This is a genomic window from Endozoicomonas ascidiicola (genome assembly GCF_001646945.1).
Lineage (GTDB): Bacteria > Pseudomonadota > Gammaproteobacteria > Pseudomonadales > Endozoicomonadaceae > Endozoicomonas > Endozoicomonas ascidiicola.
On sequence record NZ_LUTV01000003.1, the window covers coordinates 660,090 to 682,447 of the forward strand.

The window sequence follows — 22,358 nt, forward strand, 5'->3', positions numbered from 1 at the left end:
GTTAGTGCCCAGCCCGGAAAGTCACTTCTTTTACATTGGAATCCAAGTGTTCAATATTGTCTGCCGATTTAACGTTTTTATTGATTTCACTGCTGGAGCGGTATTCTATGGTGCCATTTACCTGAGCACCTTTTGCTACTTCAATCACGTTATAGAACACCTTGCCATTAATCACCGCGCCAGAGATAAGTTCAAGATATTCTTCGGCATAGACATTACCATTTACCGTGCCATAAATGGTCATATTCTGGGCATGGATATCCCCTTCAATATTGGCCGTCTTAATAATGGTTAATTGTCCATTATCTGAGGTGATATTACCCTGCACATTACCTTCAATATGCACCGATCCAGAAAAGCTGATATCTCCATTAATGGTGGTTTCAGCAGAAATCAGAGTGGTTGCACCGTTGCTGCTGTTTTTATCTGTGTCTTTGTTATGACTGAACATAAGCAGTCGTCTCCATTGATGAGAAAGGTAAAGAAATAAGCCTATAGGTAAGAAAAGCCATCATCGTGTCTGTACTAGCTTGTAAATTCAGTCACTACAGAAAGTATAGAGAACGATTGTTCAACGGTAGGAAGCACCGTGATTATTAAGGCTGTTGTCACCAAATAATGACGAAGAGTCTTTAGGGGGCGATGAAACTTATCGGTGCCCGAGATATCTCTGCGGGAAATTGGCAGTTCGTTTAGAAAAGACCAATAGACCGATCATACTGTCAAGATGAAGTAATGGTACAGCTCCCGTGTAGAGCAAGGCAGAAACTGGAAGGTGAGCAGGAGTGAGCGCAGCTTTATATGACTGGTTTTGACATGATAAAGCTGCATGTCAGGTAGCTTTCAACGCATCGGTCTTGGCATCCCAAGCCCGAACTGAGCGATCAGTTCACGTTGTATCTCATTAGTGCCGCCGCCAAAGGTCAGAGTCACCGAAGCACGAACTTCATACTCCAATTCACCCATCAAGAGGCTGGCTGCAGAACCCTGGCGCACCATGGCATTGGCGCCAACAATATCAATCAGCCGGCGTAGAATCTCAATGGCTGACTCAGAACCATAAACCTTGGTCGATGATGCCAGAGCGATATCCATACGCCCTTGCTCCAGATCCGCAGCAATACGGAAGTTAATCATCCGCATGGCTTCTAGCCGTGCGTAGCATTCAGCCAGTGCGGAACGAACCCAGGCTTTATCAGTGGCACGCTTACCGAACTCATCTTCAGACCGAGCCCATAGATAAACTTTCCGGAATAGTCCAGCGACTTTATCAGACCAGGAACCGAGGCCAAGACGTTCATGATTTAACTGAGAGGTGATCAGCCTCCAACCGCCATTTAATTCACCAACCAACATCTCCTTTGGTATACGAGCATTGTCGTAATAGGTTGCTGCCGTTGGATTAGACGTCGTTGGAATTACGGTTTGTGAGAAGCCTTCTTCTTTGGTATCCAGAATCAGTATGGAAACACCCTTGTGCCGTGGAAGGTCGGGGTCAGTTCTGGCGGCGAGCCAGATGTAATCCGCGGCTTCAGCACCTGAGGTCCATAACTTACTGCCATTGACATAAAAGTGATCGCCATCCAGAGTAGCGGTAGTTTTCAACGTCGCCAGATCAGAGCCTGCGCCTTGTTCGGAATAACCGATGGAAAATATCAGCTCACCGTTGGCAATGCCAGGCAGGAATTTCTCCTTCTGAAGCTCAGTACCAAACTGCATCAACGCCGGGCCCACGGTGCTGATGGTAACAAAAGGCAGTGGTGCGCCGGCAATGTTGGCTTCTTCAAAAAAGATCAGTTGCTCAGTGGCTTGATAACCCTGACCGCCATGTTCTTTTGGCCAACCAACCGCCAGCCAGCCATCTTTACCCATTTGACGAATGACACTCCGATACTCATCACCGCCTTCTTTACCGCGCAGTGATGCCTTCAACTCCGGCGTCATCAGCTCTGTAAAATAGTCTCGTATCTCCCGGCGCAGCTGATGCTGTTCCGGTGTCAGATCAACAAACATCCGAACCTCCTCAGGCTGCGCTTAAAATCAGGCCACTGGTCGGCACACCGGTGCCGGCAGTAACTAATACATTTTCTACGTCGTCTACCTGGTTGATGGCAGAGCCACGCACCTGACGAACCGCTTCCGCAACACCGTTCATCCCGTGAATATAAGCTTCACCCAACTGACCACCATGCGTGTTAATAGGCAGCGTGCCACCTCGGGCATGATGACCATCCATTACATAGTTGCGAGCTTCGCCTCGTGGTGCAAAACCAAACTCTTCCAGCTGGGTCAATACGAATGGCGTAAAGTGGTCGTATATCACAGCTGTCTGGAATGCATCTGGGCCAAGGCCGGATTGTGCATACAGTTCTTTGGCAACCACGCCCATTTCTGGCAGGCCGGTAATGTCGTCACGATAGAATGAGGTCATGATCTGCTGTCCCTGTGCAATGCCCTGAGAACCCGCTTTTATAACCACCGGCTTTTGCTTCAGATCTTTCGCTCTTTCAGCGCTGGTGATCACCATGGCCACAGCACCATCGGACTCCTGACAGCAATCCAACAGATGCAGTGGTTCACAAACCCAGCGTGAATTCTGATGATCTTCCAAAGTAATTGGCTTCTCATAGAAGAAGGCTTCAGGGTTAGTTGCTGCAAAGTCACGGGCAGCGACGGCTATACGACCAAAGTCTTCTGAAGTGGCGCCATAGGTATGCATATAACGCTGGGCAAACATGCCTACCCAGGCTGCTGGCGTATGAAAACCGTGGGGCATGTACCAGCCATAGTTCACATTTTCAAAGGTCGGTGTGTTGGCAAAACCGTAATCGCCAGAACCAAAGCGATACCAGGAACGTTCATTCATCGCTCGATAAACGACAACCGTTTTTGCAACGCCAGTGGCAACCGCCATGGCAGCATGAAGAATGGGGGCACAGGCAGCACCGCCGCCGTGAGGAATCTGGGAGAAAAACTTCACATTATTGCAGCCCAGCAGTCGCGCGATTTCGTATTCCGGCACCTTATCAACGGAATAACTGCTGAAGCCATCCACTTCTGATGGATCAATACCTGCATCCTGCAATGCCGCCAGAGTGGCTTCCATGGCCAGTCGAAGCTCCGTGCGACCGGAATTTTTTGAAAACTCTGTGGCGCCGAGTCCGGCAATGGCAGCCCGGCCGCTGAGTGATTTATCCATTATTTTTATTCTCTTAATCTCTCAATCGTTTTTGGGCAGCACGACAGAAACAGTGCCCGTGACGTGATTTCCCATGGAGTTTTTGCCTTTCAGGGTCACTTCCACCGCATTCTTTTCAGGGCTTACATCCGATATCTCACCGTTGAGCACCATGGTGTCTCCGGGATAATTTGGCGCTCCCAGTTTGATCTTGAGGTCATTGAAGCGGGCAGTTGGGCCAGCCCAGTCTTCCACAAAACGCTGAACCAGTGCGCTGGTGGTGAGAATGTTCATAAAGACATGAGGGGAACCCAACTCCTGAGCTGCGTCCTTGTCCAGATGACCCGGAAAATAATCACGGGTGGCAATAGCGCCAGCAGTGATCAGGGTGGAGGTAATCGGGACTTCCATTTTTGGTAGCCTGTCACCAAGGCTGACGTCATTAAACTGTCGTGTTTTCATCGAGGTCATACTTCCATCCCAGTTTATCGTTGATTGCCAGCCAGTCCCCCAGCTTCTCCAGAACAGCCCGGCTGCCGCCCAGGCCAAGACTCAATGCACGGCTCCAATAAAGAAAGCGGTGAATCGGATAGGTAATATCCACGCCAAAACCACCGTGAACGTGTTGAGCTTTATGCCCGATACTGTGGCCGGCTTCGCAGGCTTGCCAGGCAACGGCCAATGCTTCTGACTGTGCGGGCAGGCCTGCATCCAGTCGGTAACACAGGTGCCATAGGCTGGAGCGAAGTGCCTCAAGCGCAATATGGCAGTCGGCCATGGTCATCTGTACTGCCTGAAACTGAGCAATAGGGCGACCAAACTGAACTCGCTCGTTGATGTACTCAACAGTACGTTTAATTTGTTGACTACTGACGCCTAACTGAATGGAGGCTTGTGCAGCAATACTGTGAACTTCCAGCCATTCCACTGCTTCTACGGATAAAGCATGGGTGCGTGGGATAATCACGTTATCCAGAGCCAGGTCTGCAATGCCTTCACCTTGAGTGAAAACACCTTCGACTTTCTGAATGCCTTTAGCAGAAAGGTCTAAAATCGCTGGGAGAATGCCCTCAACCGTTTCAATAGAAATAATGGCAATATTGGCGCTATTGCCCTCGGGTAAGCCCTCGACACGACCATTCAGCAAATATCCATCGGGTGTCGTGTCTGCTTTCACGGTAACGTCACGTGCGCGGGTTTGATCCGCTTGAGATAGCGTAAACAAAAGCTCAGCAGAGGCAGCGCTGTGCACCAGAGGGTAAAGCGCTTCATTGCCAAATTTGGCAATGGCTGCGGCGGCAATCTGATGGCGCCACAGGGGAACCTGACCTAACGCCGCGCCTTGAGCTTCCAGAACAAGCATCAGTTCCGTCATACCCAGTTCACTACCACCAAATTGTTCGGGTAGATAAAGGGCGTGGAGTCCGGTTTCGATGCAGGATTGCCAAAGGTCATCCATGGTCGTTTTTCCAGATTCATCAAAGGCAATCAGTGCCTCATCAGAACCGCTGTCGCTAAACAGCGAAGTGGCCATATCGGCAATGGCTCGCTGGTCATCATTCAGTGAGAAATCCATGGATTAACCCCGTGCCTGCGCATTGCTATCGATGATCCGGAACATGGGCAGAGTCAGCTCTTCATCAAAGGTCTGGAACTCTACCTGCACCCGTTGTCCGATTTTAAGGTCATTCTTGTTATCAACGCCGACCAGACCGGCAGGTACACGAACACCTTCGTCCAGCTGAATCAGGCCAATGGGATTGGGGTAATCAAATGGTGGTACTTCCGGGTAGTGCATCACAACAAAGGAGTAGAGCTCTCCACTGCCGGAAACAACTTGATAGTCCAACTCAAAAGATTGGCAGTGCATGCACACTGGCGCAGGTGGATGCTGCAGCTCATCACAAGTTTTGCAGTGCTGAATCCGTAACTCTTTAGCTTCGCAGCCCTCCCAGAAGAAACGGGTGTCATCGCTGATACCCGGTTTTGGTCGTTTGATTACCGGCACTTCAGCAGGTGCGCTGTTTTTTTCTGGCTGCTGGTGTGGTTTGAATTTGAATACCCGGAACAGTAATTCTCCAATCTTTTCATCATCACTGGCGGCTGAGGTGTTTTCGGAAAAGAACGTCATCACCAGCGTGACAAAAAAGCCGGTTCCGAGCGCTGTGGTTTTTTCATCGCCCACTTCCGTCAGCTTTGTGACGTAGTACAGTTTTTCCCCCATAGTGATATAGCGGTCAAAACTCAGTTCCGAGTTAACGGCGACAACCGCGGGATAACCCTGCTTTTCAATCAGTTTCAGCGCACCATAAGGATTCTCATCAGTCGATCCCTCTGGATAGTTGTTCTGATGCAAACCTTCCAGACACCAGGCTTGCAGCATCGCCGGTGGTGCAACAATGCCGTCAAATTCGGTCTGTTTGGCGTACTCTTCATCGGTGTAGAGTGGGTTATCAATCCCCATCACCTCACACCATTGGCGAACCATGGGCGCGTTGACTTTATCCCATGCATAAACACGGCCATATTCCCGTCCGACCATGGCCTTCAATTCGGATAACCATTCGCTAGCCAAGTTATCTCTCCTGTTCTTATTTTTTTTCATTGGAAAGCAGTCTAATGATCAGGCCAACCTCATAGCTTCGTCTAAATGGACGATGTTGCTCGAAGGCTCTATTACGAGTATTTACATAAGTCTTAAAAGGTGTGGAGTGCGAGCATGTCGCAGACAGAAGAGAACGTATTATTGCTGGATTATCCGGAAGAAGGTGTTGCCCGACTGACGCTTAACCGTCCAGATGCGACTAATGCGCTGAGTTTGGAATTGCAAAAGCAACTGTCTGAACAATTCACCGCACTGGCTGTGGATAACACGGTTCGTTGTATTATTTTGACCGGTGGAGATGAGGTATTTGCCGCCGGTGGCGATATCACCACCATGATGGATGCAGATCCTATTGAAATCTATCAGCGCCATACTGAACGACTGTGGGCTCCCATTCAGCATTGCCCAAAACCTGTGATCGCTGCGATTTGTGGTTACGCTTTTGGTGGCGGCTGTGAACTGGCAATGCATGCAGATATTCTTGTGGCCGGGGAAGGCGCCAGTTTCTGTCAGCCTGAGGTTCGTATTGGCATCATGCCGGGAATAGGCGGCACTCAACGTTTATTAAGAGCTGTCGGCAAAGCCAAAGCCATGCAAATGGCATTGACCGGAAAACCTATTTCAGCAAAAGAAGCCTGGGTTTCTGGTTTGGTCAGTGAATTAGTGCCGGATAAGGATGTTCAGGAGAAAGCTCTGAGTATCGCCAGAAATATTGCCCGTATGCCGCCTCTGGCGGTTGAACAAATTAAGGAAGTGATCTTGTTGGGCATGGATGCCTCATTGGAAAGTGCGCTGGCAATGGAGCGTAAAGCCAATGCCATGCTGTTTGCTTCCAGAGATCAGCAAGAAGGGATGACCGCTTTTCTGGAAAAACGTCATCCGAAGTTTAATGGTCAATAACAAAAAGGAGCGATTAGCTCCCTTTCTTATCGTCTCAGGAAACCAATTCTGGTTCACTGCTTCCGGAATCATCCTGAGCCTTTGTTAAGGCTGAAGGCAGAATCGTCGTAAAGATAAAAATCGCGCATGCTGTAGATAGTGCCGCAAACATTAACAGAGGCACAAAACTGGTTTCAATCAGCATACCTGCAACAGCAGGCCCGACCATTGAGCTTAATGCAAAGGCCGCAGGTATCAGCATGATGGCTCGGCCTTGAGAGTCCAGTTGAGCGATCATGGCCGTCATATACACACAACCCCAAGTAAAGCCCACTTCCCAGATCCACGCGCCCATGGCAAAAGGCAGAAAACCATTGGCGTACCAGAGTAATGCAAGGCCGCCATTAAGAACGGCAAATACGATCAGGTAGGGTAACCATCGACCGAGGCGATTACCGACAATGGCCACAGAAAACGCAGCGGCGCCTCCCAACAATTTCAACACAGCAAAGACAATGCCCTGCTCATTTGGGGCAAGATTAAGGCTATTGCCCATTCTTTCCAGAAATGCCCAGAGACCAATATTGCCAGCACCAAAAATAAAGAAAGTGAACACGGCCAACCAAACGACGGGGGGCATTTTTAGTTGTTTGCGAAAGCTGAATGGTTCGACAGATGCGCTGACTTTTTCCGGAAGTACAAATGCACTGATACCAAGCAGTAATACGATGGCCAGTAGCGTCAGAGCAGTTCCCTGATAGCCATAGGTGGCAGTGACATAAGCGGGTAGCAGAAATAGAACCAGTGCCGTTACCCCCAGTTCGACGCCTTGCCTTAAACCAAGAGCCCGCTCTTTGTTGGCCATTTCCCCCATAATGTGAAGGCCAAGACAGGTCATCAATCCAGCAAAGAAACCTAAAACAGACCAAAGCAGCATCTGAAACTGCCAACCGGCAATAGAAGACAGAAACAGTAAAGTGGCAATGATGACGGCTGAAACAATGGTCAGTTTTTTCAACGATGTGTGTTTTATCAGGAAAAACGCAGCAAAAGTACCGGTCAGGTAGCCAGTAAAACAGGCGGAGCCAAGGAAGCCGGCCTGACTGGGTGTGAGTTGAAAGGTATCTGCCAGTGAGCCAAGCAGGATTGGCAATGCGTTAAAGGGTAAGCCACCAATGGTGGAGGCAAAACTAGCGGCTAACATCAATGCCAGCAGTGGTCGTCCCGTCATTGTCATTATTATTCTCCAGACGAAAGAAATCGATTTAACTGGAAAACAATCAGCGATAGTGAAGGAAGGAGCATCCCATAAATGGACTATGGGATGCGATATAGACGTCAGGTAAGTTGCTTGAAGTTAACTGTTTTGTTGATCAGAGATACCAGCTCCTCCAGACCTGCTTGATCTTCAAGGTCAAAGCGGGAAGCATTTGGGCTGTCAATATCGAGAACGGCAACTGCAACACCATCAATCATGACAGGAATCACCAGTTCGCTGCGGCTGTCGGCATCACAAGCAATATGTCCCGGAAAGGCCAATACATCATCAACTAATTGCGTTGTATTCTCTGCAGCAGCGGTTCCACAGACACCTCGGCCAACAGGAATTCTCGTGCAGGCCGGCTTACCCTGAAACGGTCCAAGGACCAGGGTTTCGCCCCGAACAATATAGAATCCGACCCAGTTTACATCCCGCATCGATAGATAGAGCAGGCTGGAAATATTGGCGAGGTTGGCAATGGCATCCTCTTCACCAGAGATCAATGCCGTGGCCTGTTGGTTGAGAAGACGGTAAAAAGCGGCTTTCTCATTTGGGTAGTCAGTCACTTCAAACATACTGTATTTTTGAACTCTTAAGCTTCTGCTTCTTCAGGTAGCTCTTCGTGGGCTGTTTGTCCCAGAGCGGCAACACTGTTGAGGAATATACGAACAAGGTCGGATTGTCGCTTGATTCCGGTTTTGGAGAAAATGGAGCGTAAATGAGCGCGAGCCGTATTACGACGAATGCCCAACGCTTCAGCAGACTCTTCCAGCGAATTACCGTTGGCCAGCTGTAAGGATAGTGCTGTTTCTGCAGGTGTCAGGCCAAACAGCTTCTTGGCAATATCACTGCTGGCCTGAGAGGTGCCGGCGGAGTCCCGAATATAAACAATAGCGGATGAGTTATTGTCGTGGTCTGACATATCAAACCGGGGGATCATTTCTATTACCAAGCCCAGATTCACTTCGCCCGATGGCCGTGCGACCGACATTGCCAGAGGAAGTCCAGGGGATTTTGGCTCTTCGGCTCGGTCAAAAGCCTCTTTGACTAGCTTCTTTAGCGCTTTGTTGTCACTTGGGTAATACGCTTCCAGTCGTCCGGCGATGACTTTAAAGCCATCACCAGATTCCAGAATATGACGCGCAAACAGATTCTGCTCAAGGATGTTGCCCTGTCGATCAATAATCAGCGTGGCAATGGAGAGTTTGCCGATCGCTTGCGAATACAGGTTTCGCAGAGACTGGTTATGAACCAAACGATTATTGACGTTTAGTGCGCGGCGTAAATGAGGAACGATAAGCTCGCAGAATTCACGATCTTCTTTTGAAAAATCGTCACTGCTTTCCGGGCGGGTGATTCGGAAGCGGAGCCTTTCACCATTGTTCACAGTGATATCAACGGACATAACATGATAGACGTCTTTCTGCGCACACCAGTGAATACGGTAATCACTGTTGCGCCATTCCCCTTCGGTCATTAAGTCAGCAACAGTGAACACTGTGTCCGGTTCACGACCGGCAAATGGCGTGAGTTGATGAATATATGGGCGATACTGCACAGCCACTTCATTATCAAAAGTGCCGCCAACCACAATCATCAGGCCAAGTTCTTCTTCGTTCTGATGCTTGGGAGTTTTGAGAATCAGGGTGACGTAATTGGCTTGGAATATGGATTTCAACACCCGAAGCGGTGTTTCCCAGCCGGTCTCCCCTTGAGCTGCGTCGTATATAAGACCAATCAGAGAGTCGTACTGATCAAAATCTTGAGTGATGTGCGTCAAAGCGGACCTCATATTATTATCAGGCTACAGACCACTGACGTTTAGTTAGGTGCAGTGATGCCAGGTTTTTATTATGGGGCTTGACGAGTCTCCCCGTCTGTCAGGGAGATAGCCATTCTGTGCCCATACTGTATGAATAATACTGGCAGGTAGCAAGTGAATTACCTTTCACTGACGGGAAACAGTCTTCCTTGAAAAATAGTTCCCCAAATGGGGATGTCCTGTAATAACGTTGGATCTACTGTGTAGGGATCCTGGTCAAGGATAACAAAGTCTGCCAATTTACCTTCTTCGATGCTACCAACCTCATTCTCCATTTGTATGGCGTAAGCAGCATCTATGGTGATCGCTTGTAATGCTTCGTGGACAGAAAGTCTCTGATCTTTCGCCATTTGCAGGCCGCCAGCTCCTTTTCTATTCACTGCTACCGAAGCCAGCCGAAGCGGTTGAGCGGGAGCCATGCAAAAATCAGAGTGAAGTGATAACTTGATACCCGCATCCAGCAAATCCCTACCGCGAAAAATGGTATGGGCGCGTTCTTCACCGAGCCCCTGTTCAGCATAGACTTCACCAAGTGTATAAAGGTAATAGGGGTTAGCAGATACCGTAATACCGTTGTCGGCTATTTTTTCTGCCTGATCTGGCCCAATGTAGCCCAAGTGATGAAGTGTTGTTCGATGGTCTTCTCTAGGGTATTTCTGCTGCAGTTTTTCTATCATATTGATCACGACTTCTGCACCCAGATCACCATTGGTGTGAATATGAAGTTGATAATCGGCTTGCCAGAATCGAGAAGCGACTTTTTCCAATTGGTCTGGTGGTGTTATCCATTGGCCGGAATGACCGTCATGATAGCCTGGTGCACGCATTTGCATGAGTTGCGAATAGAAGGCGCCGTCCGCCAGTAACTTAACTTGTTTAACATACTGTAGTTGATCGTTTCCCTTTTCCAACAGTAGCTGGCTGTGTTGAATGGCTTCTTCTGAATCGGCCTCTTCAGCAAGGCGTTCGACCAATGGAATCAGGCGTGTACGAAATGGCGTGTCACTGTCGTCAAAGAACCAGCGAAATAGCCACCATTCAACCGTCATATCGAACATCCCAGCAGCCATGTCGGCGATGGTGGTAATGCCACCTCTATGGACAATGTCGGTCACTTGGTTAAGCCCGTCCATCATCCGTCCGGGTTTGATGACGTGACGACCAAACCGGGTCAATGCAACTTCAAGGCCGGTTTCGAAAAAATGGCCTGTTTCAAAATCCGCATGATGATGACTGGCCAGATCTTCTTCGGTAATAGCTGCCAGTTCCAGAGCTTTAGAGTTGGCCCATATTTCGTGAAAGGAGCGGTGCCAGACAATAACAGGTTTATCTGGAAACAGTTGATCAAGAAGTGCGCGAGACATTTCACCATGGAACAGATGATGATAACCCCAGGTAATGAACCAGTCGTCGTCACTGGTTTGCTGAGCGCGCCAATCAGTAAATGATGCTTTCAAGGCCGCACGATAATTAATCTCACCTTGAGTTGAAGTCACCTGTTTGCCCGGCAGTGACCACTCAAAAGGGGTGATCCATTCAAAAGGTAGCAATAGTGCAGCCATGGCAGGATGAAGATGATTCTCAATAAATCCGGGTGCTAATGTTTTTTCAGGGAAGTGGAGATGTTCAGCGTCTGCCCACTGTTGTTTAAGTGAAATCAGGTCGCCTGTGGCAAGGATTTTACCAGACTGTATGACGGCAGCCTCAACCCTTGGTTGCTCTGGATTCATGGTGATAATGCTGTCCGCACTGATAATTTTATAGTTCGATGATGGTTCTAATAAGAAATAGACCGTCGTTGCTACCACGATAAAAAGGGAAAGTATCAGGCGTTTAGAGAGTATCGTTTTCATTATTATTTTTATGACAGCTTAATGATTGAGGCGTGATGGAATTATTAAGTGGTTAACGTTAACACGGTAGAAAGAATGTTGGTAAAAGTGGACACAACCAGCGTCATAACAAGTATTCATCGGGATAAGAAAAATAATCTTGCTAATCAGTCTGGCTGCACCACAACGGGTGAAGCCGGTCAGGGCTTAAACTGCTTTTTCGTAATCGTTATAACCTTTCTCTCCCGGCGTATAGAGTGTTTTCCGGTCGAATCGAGTTAACGGGATACGCTCTTTGATTCGGTAAACCAAATCAGGGTTAGCAATAAAGTGTCGTGCGAAAGACACCGCATCACCTTGACCTGCGCTGATCGCCTGATTGGCGGCGTCCGAATCGAAGTTGTCGTTGAGAATAATTGAACCGCTGAAGTGAGTTTTGGCTAACTTAAAGGCATCAATATGTTCAACGGGAGCACGCATAATATGAAGGTAAGCCAGATTGAGGGGGGCAATCTGGCGGAGCAATTCAATGTGGCTGCCTGCCGAATCGTCGTCTTGAGTATCATTAAAGGCATTGCCGGGATTCATTCTCAAGCCTACACGACCACTGCCAAACACTGAGGCCATGGCTTTAAGACAGTCAGCAGCAAACCGTGCCCGGTTTTCAACGCTACCGCCAAACTCATCGGTCCGATGGTTGGTTCCGGAACAGAGAAACTGCATGGGCAGGTAGCCACTGGTGCAGTGAAGCTCTACGCCGTCAAAGCCCGCAAGTTTGGCGTTTTCTGCTGCCACTCGATGTTCTTCGATCACCAATTGTACGTCACTAGTCGACAGTTCCCGTGGCATATCAAATGGCTGCATGCCAGCCTGATCTGTATAAAGTTCACCATGAGCTTGAATGCTTGAAGGAGCTACTGTTTCTACACCTGCAGGTTTGATCTTGTTGCTACCAATACGGCCAGCGTGCATCACCTGAAGCACAATCTTGCCACCATTGGCATGCACGGCATCGGTCACCTTTTTCCAGGCAAGCACCTGTTCTTCGCTTTGGATACCCGGTTGACGGCAATACGCCTGACCGGTCACCACCGGCCATGTTCCTTCCGCAACAATCAATCCTGCCTGAGCACGGTCGGCGTAATATTGAACCATCAGTTCGTTAGGCATGCCGTCAGCCGATGCCCGGTTACGTGTCATGGGTGCCATGACCACACGGTTTTTCAGTTCAATATCGCCAATGGTGACTGGTGATAATAATGAGAGTGAATTATGCAAAGTAGTCACCTCAATCCAGCGCCGTAATCAATACGGCAGAGCGCCCGCCATCAACAGGCAGTTCCGTGCCGGTAATGTATGAAGCATCATCGCTGGCCAGAAACGTAATGGCGCTGGCCAGTTCTTCTGGCTGCCCAACCCGGCCCATAGGAATCAGCTTTTCTGTGTTCTGACGGCTGTTGTCGTCAGAAAGCATGCCCGCAGTGGCTGGTGTTTCTACAATGGCAGGGGTAATCACATTGACCCGGATACCGTCTCTGGCACCTTCTGCTGCAGCAGCACGGGAGAAGTTAACAACGGCGGCCTTGGATGCGGAATAGCCAGCCATATAAGCCGTGCCCAAAGCACCACAAATGGATGAAAGGTTAATAATGGCACCACCACCGGATTGGCGCATTAGCTTCATGGCGGTTCGTGTGCCCCAAAAGGTGCCGTCAACGGAGGTAGTGAAGTTTTCATGCCACTGTTCTGTGGTCATGTCTTCAATGCCACCCCAAGTGAAAGCCATGGCGTTATTCACCAGAATATCCAAACGACCGTAGTCATTAGAAACTTTCTCAAGGGCTTGAATAAACTGTGTTTCGTTGCTGACATCCGCGACCACAGAGTTCACAGAACCCCCTTGTTGTTTGATCCGCTTCTCAACGGCCAGTAGTGGGTCCAGTCGCCTGCCGCAGATGATGACAGTAGCGCCTTCCCTGGCGAAACGTTCGGCTGTGGCAGCACCAATGCCGCTGCCACCCCCAGTAATAAAGGCAATTTTGTTTTGCAGTGAACCTGCCATAGCTACTTCCTTTTCTTATTATTCTTATCTAAGAAGCTGTTCACAATCTTTCTGCGAGCTGCAAACGATGATAAAACGCCCCTGTTTTGCAGTTTTCTTCGTTACGTAGCGCCACTATGCGCCTCAAAAAACTGAAAAACAGGAACATTTTCTCCTCGTTTTCGCTATTCGCAAAAGATCATGAACAGCTTCTTAAAACTTAACCCGCGTCTTTCAGGTAAGTGTCCATAAACGACAGCATGCGTTGTTTCGCGGCTGCATCTGCTTTTTTGTCGCTACCAATGACATAGCCTTTGCCGATGCACTCAGGAGCATCCACCATCACCATAGCGCGAGCGAAGGCTCTTTCGTTTCGGCCAGCGTCTTGCGGAGCGGTGGCAGCAGGCTGACCATTAATCAAAGCAGTGCCTGTTTTTTCATCGAAAGAAAAAGAGCAATTAGTGATGTAAGGGAAGTCGTAAAGATCCCGTGGGCGGTCAGACTCCCATGCGTGCCCAGCACCGGGAATCAGCAGTGTTTCGACCGGGCCATTTTTGGCAATGTCGCCATGGACCTGTTCGCACACATTGATATCAACGCTGTTATCGTCGTCCCCGAAAATAGCAAGATAGGCGCCGCCAGTCGTTTCTGTGGTTCCCAGCGTTTGATGGCAGGGTCCGTACACATCGATATGGGCGGCAAAGGGTGGGACTTCAGGCGCAATAACCGCTTTGACTCTGGGATCCAGAGCGTAGCGGGTGACCATGCCACCGTATGAGTATCCAGTGACGGCAATTCGACTGGCATCAATAGCGGGGTGAGTTCCCAGTACTTTGAGCGCAGAATAGGTATCCACCAGAATGTCTGTTTCTGAGGCCGATAGCGTCTTCATCAGATAGGTGGAGTCTTTGGTGGCTCCACGAACTGAGTAGTAATCGATAATCAGTGATGCAATGCCATTCTCAGCAAACAGCTGTGCATAAACGGGTTCCCGGTTGGGGTCTATACCACCACTGCCGTGCAGAATGATGATCGCCGGTACAGGATTTTCAGCCGATGCACCCTTAGGCAGAACCAGTTCGCCTTTACCAGTGTGTTGCAGCGTGTTATCAAAATTCGTCAGCAGTTCTGAGAAATCGTAAGGGCTGCGTGTTGAAAAGTAGATATCGCCGGACTGATCTTCAGTCAGTGTCGTTTCAGGCGATGGCAGTTCCGGTAAATCCGGCAGGTCAATGGACGACGTCCAGGGCAGGCCTATACCGGCATACTCGGTCTCAATGTGATAGATAAAACCTGCACCGATAGTGGTGATAACCAGGCCGGAAAAAAGCAGAGCCTTTTTTAACCGTGTCATGGTGCGCTTCCAATGTTCTTATCATTTATAACGCTGGCTCGACACAAAGTGAGAGCCAGCCGTGTAAACCTCGTTCCCATGCTCCGCGTGGGAATGCATACCTCTTAATTTTCAAAGAGATAGATGTATGGGTTCCCACGCAATACCCAAAGGGCATAAAAGCATGGGAGCCAGGGCTTTTGCGACGCCTTCACAAAGTGAGAGCCAGCCGTGTTGGATTTTCTAAGATCGTTTATACAAAAGGATCCATATTGGGCAAGCCAAGCATAACGGCGCCGTGGGCACGTGCATAGGCATCTGCGTTGTTAGCAATATGAGCACGAGCCTGCTTCAGGTCGCGATTAATGCGCTCAATGGGGTTTGATTTTCTCAATCCGGCACCAGCGCTGGCACGAAGCAGTTCATCCGCGAGTTCGGCACAGATTTTTGGCACCCGTGCAGATTGCGCGCGTTGTAACAGCCGCTCTTCCACTTCCATGGTGGTGCCGTTCATGGCGTTATCCACAATGCGTTGATAGTTTCTGGTCAGTACCAGCTTAAGCTGATCGGACGCAATCATGGCTTCAGTCACCGCCATTTGTGCATTTACGTCTTCCGCCGTCTTTGCACCGTGCTTACCAATATGAGCGGCGGCACGGGTGCGGAACTCATTTACGGCGCCATCCAGGGCACCCATGCAGGCGGAAGATACTGCACGCTGGAATACCTGAATGAACGGGATTTTGTAAAGCCAGCTTGAATTGGTCTCGCGGCCCGGACAGCCGGCATCGCTGTAATTATTAGTGCGTTGAGTACGGTGCTCAGGCACAAAAACATCTTCAACGACTATGTCATGGCTGCCGGTGCCGCGCAGGCCGTGGACATCCCAGTTTTGCTCAATCTTGAAATCCGAAGCAGGCAACAGGAAGGTGGTGTGTTCCAGACCTTCTTCACCGTTGGGTTTTGGCAGCAGGCCGCCGAGGAAAATCCATGAGCAATGTTCGACACCGCTGGAGAATTCCCATTTACCAGAAAAACGATAACCGCCTTCTACCTTGGTGGCTTGGCCTGTAGGCATGTAGGTGGAGGCAATCAGCGTTGCCGGGTTATCAGCAAGCACTTCCTGTTGTGCTTTTTCCGGAAATAGAGAGAGCTGCCAGTAGTGAACACCGATGACGCCAAAGATCCAGGCAGTGGACATACACCCTTCTGCCAGCGCCATTTGAGCTTTATAAAACACGCGCGGATCCATTTCAGAACCGCCCCAACGTTTAGGCTGGAGAATTCGGAATAGACCTGCTTCGATAATTTCTTTCACCGACTCAACCGGTACCGAACCGGTTTCGTCTGTCATTTTTGCTCGATCTTTGAGGCGGGGAGCAATTTCTCTGGCGGCCTTGACCAGCGCGACGGCTTCCGGGGTCATGTAAGAGTCGTCCCCGTCCAGCATGTCGAAAAGATTGGTTTGTTCACTCATCGTTAAAGCCCTCTTTATTATTTTGACTTTTTTGGCCGAAAGATTGCGGCTTATTCTGGCCGACTTGATTGGATACTGACTACAGGTTTCCACATGGTACAGACAAGGCTCATCGTTAATATGGACTATCGCCAGCTCATGGAAAGTGATGTGAATGATGGAGTTACTACATTTGGACGATGCTGGTTTTACCGTGGGGGCAATAATGCGTGAGAATCAAAAATAAGAATAAAAGAGGAATTAATTATGCGAGCAGCCATTGGCATTGGTATTTCGATTGTTGTTGCCGCAGCCGGGATTTTCGCATTTTCCCCACGCATTCCTGAGCCTCTGGCTGGGCGTAATATTCCTATTGATAATATGAACATTACCAGCCTGAGTGGCAGTGCTGCTGGCCTCGTTGCCGCTGGCGAGCTAGGACATATTCTGGTTTCTAAAGACGATGGGCAGAGTTGGCATTTTGCAGAGATCGATAAGCAGCGCCACGCCCTGATCACCCGCTTACACTTTCAGAATGACACTCTGGGTTTTGCCACCGGTCATGAAGGTTGGATTCTGAGAACCGAAGATGGCGGTGAGAGTTGGTCTGAAGTGTCGTTTGATAAAGAAAGAAATGAACCAATTCTGGATATAAAACAGCTGCCTTCTGGTCGTTGGGTCGGCATTGGTGGTTTTGGCAAACTCGTGAGCTCAGATGATCAGGGAAAGCGTTGGAATATCGAGCCTCCGCCCAATGGTACCGATTGGCATCTTAATGCCTTGTTGTCTTCAGAAGATGCTCAATCCTGGTTGATTGCCGGTGAAGCGGGCACGGTGTTCCGTTCACTGGATCAAGGTGAAAACTGGGAGCCGCTCCCTGAGTTTTATCATGGTTCTTTTTACGGCGGTTTGCATTTGGGCGGTGAGAACTGGCTGCTATATGGCATGCGAGGCAATTTGTTCCGCACCAGTGATAATGGCGACAGCTGGCAGAAGCTCGATTTTACTATTCCTATTTCAATTTTTGCCCATGAATTTTTAAACGACGGAAGTATTCTCCTTGCTGGCCAAGGGGGAATGATACTTCGTAGTAGCGACAATGGTCAGTCATTCCAAATGGTTTACCGGGGTGGGCGAATGTCGGTAACCGATCTACAGCCTCTTGAAAATGGCGACTTAATAATGAGTAGCGATAGCGGTGTGCAGTCTGTTGCTCTGTCTAATCTGCTTAATTGATAACAATAATAATTTTCAGGATCTTTCTTATGGCTAACCAATCCAACAACTCGCCCGGATCCTTTGTGGATCGATTTGTCGATGGCATTGCCAGGCTACTCATATCAAAACGACGCTTCTTTGGTGTGTTATTTATTTTAATGACCATTGGTTTTTCGTATTCAGCGATGCAGACCCGCTTCGATGCCGGTTTTAATAAATTGATTCCGATGAATCATGATTACATGAAGGCCTTTCTTGATCATGGCCCTAAGTTTTCAGGTGCCAACCGAATCATGGTGAACCTGCAGTGGAAAGGTGAAGGAGATATCTATAACCCTGTGTTTATGGCGCAGTTAAAGAAAGCGACAGATGAAGTTTTCTTTACGCCGGGCGTTAACCGAACCACTGTCAGATCACTCTATACGCCAGAAGTCCGCTATGTAGAAGTCACAGAATTTGGTTTTATGGGCAGTGAAGTGATTCCATCCCGCTTCACCGCAGACGAGGCAGGATTATCAACCGTACGCTCGAATGTGAATAAATCCGGGCAAGTCGGAAACCTGGTATCTACGGATTTGACATCTGCCATGGTGCAGGCAGAGCTGTTGGAGTTTGATCAGGCTACTGGAGATAAAACAGATTATCGGGCAGTAGCCGCACATTTAGAAAGCATTCGTACGGCGCTGGCGAATGACAATATTGAAGTAAACATCATCGGTTTTGCCAAGGTGATGGGCGATGTCATGGACGGCTTGGTCAATGTATTAATCTTTTTTATAGTAGCTTTTGGCATCACCATGTCGCTGCTGTGGGCTTATTCCCGCTCACTTAAACTGACTCTGCTGGCTATTGCTGTGGCTCTGTTGCCGGTCATCTGGCTGATGGGGACGTTGCCATTGATTGGTTACGGCATTGATCCTATGTCCGTACTGGTTCCCTTTTTGATTTTCTCCATTGGTGTTTCCCATGCTGTGCAGATGACCAACACTTGGAAGCAGGATGTGCTGATGGGCATGACGCCAATCGACGCTGCTGAGAGTGCATTTCGTAAGCTGGCTATTCCGGGCACTGTTGCATTGTTAGCCAATGCGCTTGGTTTTATGGTGATTATGGTGATCGATATTCCCATGGTTCATGAGCTGGGTGTGACGGCTTGCCTGGGTGTTGCCATGATGATCGTCACCAACAAAATGTTTATGCCGATTATTCTTTCCCACTTGAAGCTTGAGAATATGGCATTCAGTGGGCCTGATCGTCCTGATGTAAAGCACCCAATCTGGTGGAAACTTTCTGCATTGGCAACACCAAAAGCCGCCATGATCAGCTTGGCATGCATGTTGGTATTGCTGGTGGGTGGAACGTGGCAGTCCCGTTCACTGCTGACAGGCGATATAGGCTCAGGTGTGCCCGAGTTACGTGCAGAGTCCCGGTACAATAAAGATAATGATGAGATCGCCCAGAACTACCAGATTGGTATGGATGTGTTGTCGGTGTATCTGGAAACCAGTGGCCGTGAAGAAGCCTGTCTGGACTGGGAAGTCATGAACGCTGTTGACCGCTTTGATATGCATATGCGGGGTGTCGATGGGGTTCAGTCGGTACGTACGGTCGCCGGGCTCAGCAAACTATATGTCTCTGGAAATAATGAAGGGAACCCACGCTGGAGAACCTTGCAGAGAGATCACAATGCCTTGGTTGCCGGTGCTCGTGCGGCGCATCCGCAACAGGGTTTGAACGACAATGGTTGTCAAATAATCAATATGACGGTGTACCTGGACGATCATCAGGATGCCACACTGAAGCATGTATCCGGTGAAATTCAGAAATACCTTGCTGAGCAATCCGTATCCGATGCCACGTTCCGTATGGCGGGTGGTAATGCCGGAGTTGCCGTAGCGACCAATCAGGCGGTTGAGACGGCAGAAGCTCAAATGCTGACCGCCATCTTTAGTGCAATCACCTTACTTTGCTGGATCACCTTCCGCTCATGGCGTGGGGTATTGTGTGTGGTTGTTCCGCTGATTCTGGTGACCATACTTTGCAATGCGTTGATGTCACTGTTGGGTATTGGACTTAAAGTGGCTACATTGCCTGTTATTGCTTTGGGTGTGGGGGTTGGTGTGGATTACGGTATCTATATCTATGAAAGTTTGCAGCACAGCCTCAAACAAGGGCTTAGCCTTCGGGAATCTTTCTACGAAGCTATGTATCGACGTGGGACAGCTGCCGTCTTTACGGCCGTAACCATGTCTATCGGGGTTGGCACCTGGGCGTTTTCTGCCCTAAAGTTTCAGGCGGATATGGGTATTCTGCTGGCGTTTATGTTCCTGGTGAATGTGCTGGGTGCGATCTTTCTGTTGCCGGCTCTGGCCTGTTGGTTGGATGTGAAACCTGAACGTAAGGTAAACAAAACCATCAAGGTGGAGACATCTAAAGATACTGGTGGCGTGTTTGAGGCATCAGAGATGCCCGTTAAATAAGTGCATGTCATAGTAGTGATGAAGCCCTCAAAATGAGGGCTCTTTACTTTATAGCCGGCTTAAGAAGCTGTTCACAATCTTTCTGCGAGCTGCAAACGATGATAAAACGCCCCTGTTTACCAGTTTTCTTCGTTACGTAGCGCCACTATGCGCCTCAAAAAACTGAAAAACAGGAACATTTTCTCCTCGTTTTCGCTATTCGCAAAAGATCATGAACAGCTTCTAAGAGGCAGTGCTGTCGTGTACTTTATTTGTTCCATCGCAAAATTGCTTGAAACGTTACAAATCCCAGGCACTGCCTGAATCAGGTTCTTATAAAAGTGGTCGTAGGCATGAATGTCCTTTACGGCTACTCGCATCATGTAATCCCACTCGCCCGCCATTCGATACAACTCCATAACTTCAGCAAAGGCTGAGGCGGTTTCAGCAAAATGATTGAGCCAGTCAATGGAATGGTTATTGGTTTTAATCTGCACAAATACCGACAAAGGCACGCCGGCCTTATCAGGGTCGAGAAGCGCTACCCGTTTACGAATAAAGCCGCTGTCTTCCAGTTTTTTTAGCCGTCGCCAGCAGGGAGCCACTGACAGACAGACCTTGTCCGCCAGATCATTTATGGATAAATCAGCGTTCTCCTGCAGCGCTGAAAGTATGGCGACATCCTTCTGATCGATCATTTTTTTTCTCGAATAGCAGTTAGGGTGAAATAATTTTGCTCAATATACTGAAATCCGAAATCAGAACGAACAGATTTTTTCCCATCACTTTTTTTACACTAGATATCAAATTTAAAGACTCTTGGGGGAGAGAATTATGTGGCGTACTGAGTGGGATTCTTATGTTCGTTTAATTAATGACCGTGTCGCGCCAGCAACTGGCTGTACTGAGCCTGTGTCTACAGCCCTGGCCGCTGCAGAAGCTACGCGAATTTTGGGCAAGGCTCCGGAACAAATTGAAGTATTAGTCAGTGGCAATCTACTGAAAAATGGCATGGGTGTGGGTATTCCCGGCACGGGTGAAATTGGTTTGCATATCGCAGCGGCTCTGGGAGCGGTTTGTGGTAATCCTGACAGAGGTCTTGAAGTGCTCGGCAATGTTGCACCAAATGATGTGGAACAGGCCCGAACCATGGTGAAGAGCGATCAGGTATCTGTGCGAATGGTGGATACAGACTCCAAGCTTTATGCAGAAGTGATCTGCCATGGGGCTGGTTCAACGTCATCTGTCGTTATTAAAGATGGCCATACGAACATGGTTCGCAAAACATTGAATGGCGATGTTCTGTTCAGCGGCTTGGATAGTGATGCAGCTAGCGCCGGTAAAGAAGAACCCGAATTAAGTGTTTCTGCTATTTTTGAGTTTGCTACTCAGGGTGATCTTGCGAAGCTTGAGTTTATTATGAAGGCAGCGGAGTTGAATTCTGCCCTGACCACCGAAGGCTTAGCTCAGGATTATGGTCTCCGAATCGGTAAAACTCTGTTGAAAACCACCAGAGACGGCCTTCAAACCACGGATTTGATGTCACAGGCGATGATCCGTTCTGCCGCTGCATCCGATGCTCGTATGGGGGGAGTCCTGTTGCCCGCTATGAGCAATTCCGGCAGTGGTAATCAGGGGATTTCAGCGACCATGCCCGTTGTCGCTGTTGCTGAAACGATTGGCGCCTCTCGTGAGCAATTAACCCGTGCGTTGATTATGAGTCACCTGACGGCTATTCATATCAAATCCCATATGAGTGTGCTTTCTGCGCTCTGTGCTGCCACCACGGCTGCTGCAGGTGCGTCTGCAGCCATTACCTGGTTACTCGGCGGAACTCAAGAGCACCTTGAGTCAGCGTTGTTTAACATGACTGGCGATGTGACGGGTATTCTTTGCGATGGGGCTGGCTCGGGTTGTTCTTTGAAAGTGTCTACCTCTGCTCAATCGGCTGTAAAAGCCGCATTTCTGGCAGTTGAGGGGATCCGCCTGACGTCTCATGAAGGCATTATCGAAGACAGTGTGGAAGGGACGATTGATAATATTGGTTTGATTGCTAATCAAGGACTGGAAGAGACGGATAATCTAATTATAAGGATGATGGCGCGATAAATATGGGGTAGCCATATTTTTTGCACATTGCAAGTGTACGCACCCCGTGGATCTATGAGTCATGGGGTATTTTTTTATTAGTCTTTCGTAAGGTTAAAACCACCGGCTTTAGCCGGTCAGCTTTAGCTATGATATTTTGTCGCAGTTATCTGGATGTAGAGGTTC

At 48.9% G+C, this 22,358-nt stretch carries 19 protein-coding genes; 4 read left to right on the forward strand and 15 right to left on the reverse strand.

The window, feature by feature from the left end; all coding sequences use genetic code 11:
• Position 1: 1 nt before the first annotated feature.
• From AKL11_RS10360 to AKL11_RS10385, 6 genes are all read right to left on the reverse strand, one after another.
• A complete protein-coding gene (locus AKL11_RS10360) occupies positions 2-451 on the reverse strand; it encodes a bactofilin family protein (RefSeq protein ID WP_067517060.1) in 450 nt (149 codons plus the stop codon).
• A gap of 392 nt (positions 452-843) precedes the next feature.
• Positions 844-2,013 (reverse strand): acyl-CoA dehydrogenase family protein, encoded by a 1,170-nt coding sequence (locus AKL11_RS10365; protein ID WP_067517062.1) that lies wholly within the window; start codon positions 2,011-2,013, stop codon positions 844-846.
• A gap of 10 nt (positions 2,014-2,023) precedes the next feature.
• The gene (locus AKL11_RS10370) at positions 2,024-3,199 is read right to left on the reverse strand and encodes a lipid-transfer protein (RefSeq protein ID WP_216636787.1); all 1,176 of its coding nucleotides are present in this window, start codon (positions 3,197-3,199) and stop codon (positions 2,024-2,026) included.
• 21 nt (positions 3,200-3,220) lie between these two features.
• Complete coding sequence (locus tag AKL11_RS10375) at positions 3,221-3,649, reverse strand: MaoC family dehydratase (protein WP_067517065.1); 429 nt, start codon at positions 3,647-3,649, stop codon at positions 3,221-3,223.
• Positions 3,621-4,754 carry an acyl-CoA dehydrogenase family protein gene (locus AKL11_RS10380; protein WP_067517067.1) on the reverse strand — a complete coding sequence of 378 codons (1,134 nt, stop codon included), beginning with the start codon at positions 4,752-4,754 and terminating at the stop codon, positions 3,621-3,623. Before AKL11_RS10380 ends, AKL11_RS10375 begins: the two co-directional genes overlap by 29 nt.
• Before the next feature lie 3 nt (positions 4,755-4,757).
• Positions 4,758-5,753, reverse strand: a complete 996-nt coding sequence (locus AKL11_RS10385) for an OB-fold domain-containing protein (protein WP_245673314.1) — start codon at positions 5,751-5,753, stop codon at positions 4,758-4,760.
• Positions 5,754-5,897: 144 nt separating this feature from the next.
• Between AKL11_RS10385 and AKL11_RS10390 the strand changes: the two genes are divergently transcribed.
• Entirely contained in the window at positions 5,898-6,683 is a 786-nt protein-coding gene (locus AKL11_RS10390) for an enoyl-CoA hydratase (protein WP_067517071.1), read from the forward strand.
• Between the two features lie 34 nt (positions 6,684-6,717).
• Here the strand turns inward: AKL11_RS10390 and AKL11_RS10395 are convergent, their stop codons facing one another.
• The 8 genes from AKL11_RS10395 to AKL11_RS10430 all read right to left on the reverse strand — a co-directional run bounded on the left by AKL11_RS10395 (position 6,718) and on the right by AKL11_RS10430 (position 16,428).
• A complete protein-coding gene (locus AKL11_RS10395) occupies positions 6,718-7,899 on the reverse strand; it encodes an MFS transporter (protein WP_067517073.1) in 1,182 nt (393 codons plus the stop codon).
• A gap of 101 nt (positions 7,900-8,000) precedes the next feature.
• Positions 8,001-8,498, reverse strand: a complete 498-nt coding sequence (locus AKL11_RS10400; RefSeq protein ID WP_067517075.1) for a GAF domain-containing protein — start codon at positions 8,496-8,498, stop codon at positions 8,001-8,003.
• 17 nt (positions 8,499-8,515) lie between these two features.
• Positions 8,516-9,703, reverse strand: a complete 1,188-nt coding sequence (locus AKL11_RS10405; protein ID WP_067517329.1) for a helix-turn-helix transcriptional regulator — start codon at positions 9,701-9,703, stop codon at positions 8,516-8,518.
• 161 nt (positions 9,704-9,864) lie between these two features.
• Positions 9,865-11,598, reverse strand: a complete 1,734-nt coding sequence (locus AKL11_RS10410; RefSeq protein ID WP_067582948.1) for an amidohydrolase — start codon at positions 11,596-11,598, stop codon at positions 9,865-9,867.
• 186 nt (positions 11,599-11,784) lie between these two features.
• Positions 11,785-12,855 (reverse strand): alkene reductase, encoded by a 1,071-nt coding sequence (locus tag AKL11_RS10415; protein WP_067517331.1) that lies wholly within the window; start codon positions 12,853-12,855, stop codon positions 11,785-11,787.
• Between the two features lie 10 nt (positions 12,856-12,865).
• Positions 12,866-13,639, reverse strand: a complete 774-nt coding sequence (locus AKL11_RS10420; RefSeq protein ID WP_067517079.1) for an SDR family NAD(P)-dependent oxidoreductase — start codon at positions 13,637-13,639, stop codon at positions 12,866-12,868.
• 199 nt (positions 13,640-13,838) lie between these two features.
• Complete coding sequence (locus tag AKL11_RS10425; RefSeq protein ID WP_067517081.1) at positions 13,839-14,972, reverse strand: dienelactone hydrolase family protein; 1,134 nt, start codon at positions 14,970-14,972, stop codon at positions 13,839-13,841.
• 232 nt (positions 14,973-15,204) lie between these two features.
• Positions 15,205-16,428 (reverse strand): acyl-CoA dehydrogenase family protein, encoded by a 1,224-nt coding sequence (locus AKL11_RS10430; protein ID WP_067517083.1) that lies wholly within the window; start codon positions 16,426-16,428, stop codon positions 15,205-15,207.
• Between the two features lie 246 nt (positions 16,429-16,674).
• Here AKL11_RS10430 and AKL11_RS10435 point away from each other — a divergent pair, with 246 nt between their 5' ends.
• Positions 16,675-17,643 (forward strand): WD40/YVTN/BNR-like repeat-containing protein, encoded by a 969-nt coding sequence (locus tag AKL11_RS10435; protein ID WP_067517085.1) that lies wholly within the window; start codon positions 16,675-16,677, stop codon positions 17,641-17,643.
• A 29-nt stretch (positions 17,644-17,672) separates the two neighbouring features.
• On the forward strand, positions 17,673-20,105 hold the full coding sequence (locus AKL11_RS10440; RefSeq protein ID WP_067517087.1) for an efflux RND transporter permease subunit: 2,433 nt from the start codon (positions 17,673-17,675) through the stop codon (positions 20,103-20,105).
• 209 nt (positions 20,106-20,314) lie between these two features.
• Here the strand turns inward: AKL11_RS10440 and AKL11_RS10445 are convergent, their stop codons facing one another.
• Positions 20,315-20,782: an Lrp/AsnC family transcriptional regulator gene (locus AKL11_RS10445; protein WP_067517089.1), complete on the reverse strand. Its 468-nt coding sequence runs from the start codon at positions 20,780-20,782 to the stop codon at positions 20,315-20,317.
• A 136-nt stretch (positions 20,783-20,918) separates the two neighbouring features.
• Between AKL11_RS10445 and AKL11_RS10450 the strand changes: the two genes are divergently transcribed.
• Entirely contained in the window at positions 20,919-22,193 is a 1,275-nt protein-coding gene (locus AKL11_RS10450) for an L-cysteine desulfidase family protein (protein ID WP_067517090.1), read from the forward strand.
• Positions 22,194-22,358 lie beyond the last annotated feature (165 nt).

Excerpts from the sequence above, each read along its gene's own strand:
- AKL11_RS10360 (WP_067517060.1), bottom strand. The coding sequence starts at position 451 with ATGTTCAGTCATAACAAAGACACAGATAAAAACAGCAGCAACGGTGCA.
- AKL11_RS10365 (WP_067517062.1), bottom strand. The coding sequence starts at position 2,013 with ATGTTTGTTGATCTGACACCGGAACAGCATCAGCTGCGCCGGGAGATA.
- AKL11_RS10370 (WP_216636787.1), bottom strand. The coding sequence starts at position 3,199 with ATGGATAAATCACTCAGCGGCCGGGCTGCCATTGCCGGACTCGGCGCC.
- AKL11_RS10375 (WP_067517065.1), bottom strand. The coding sequence starts at position 3,649 with ATGACCTCGATGAAAACACGACAGTTTAATGACGTCAGCCTTGGTGAC.
- AKL11_RS10380 (WP_067517067.1), bottom strand. The coding sequence starts at position 4,754 with ATGGATTTCTCACTGAATGATGACCAGCGAGCCATTGCCGATATGGCC.
- AKL11_RS10390 (WP_067517071.1), top strand. The coding sequence starts at position 5,898 with ATGTCGCAGACAGAAGAGAACGTATTATTGCTGGATTATCCGGAAGAA.
- AKL11_RS10395 (WP_067517073.1), bottom strand. The coding sequence starts at position 7,899 with ATGACAATGACGGGACGACCACTGCTGGCATTGATGTTAGCCGCTAGT.
- AKL11_RS10400 (WP_067517075.1), bottom strand. The coding sequence starts at position 8,498 with ATGTTTGAAGTGACTGACTACCCAAATGAGAAAGCCGCTTTTTACCGT.
- AKL11_RS10410 (WP_067582948.1), bottom strand. The coding sequence starts at position 11,598 with ATGAAAACGATACTCTCTAAACGCCTGATACTTTCCCTTTTTATCGTG.
- AKL11_RS10420 (WP_067517079.1), bottom strand. The coding sequence starts at position 13,639 with ATGGCAGGTTCACTGCAAAACAAAATTGCCTTTATTACTGGGGGTGGC.
- AKL11_RS10425 (WP_067517081.1), bottom strand. The coding sequence starts at position 14,972 with ATGACACGGTTAAAAAAGGCTCTGCTTTTTTCCGGCCTGGTTATCACC.
- AKL11_RS10430 (WP_067517083.1), bottom strand. The coding sequence starts at position 16,428 with ATGAGTGAACAAACCAATCTTTTCGACATGCTGGACGGGGACGACTCT.
- AKL11_RS10435 (WP_067517085.1), top strand. The coding sequence starts at position 16,675 with ATGCGAGCAGCCATTGGCATTGGTATTTCGATTGTTGTTGCCGCAGCC.
- AKL11_RS10440 (WP_067517087.1), top strand. The coding sequence starts at position 17,673 with ATGGCTAACCAATCCAACAACTCGCCCGGATCCTTTGTGGATCGATTT.
- AKL11_RS10445 (WP_067517089.1), bottom strand. The coding sequence starts at position 20,782 with ATGATCGATCAGAAGGATGTCGCCATACTTTCAGCGCTGCAGGAGAAC.
- AKL11_RS10450 (WP_067517090.1), top strand. The coding sequence starts at position 20,919 with ATGTGGCGTACTGAGTGGGATTCTTATGTTCGTTTAATTAATGACCGT.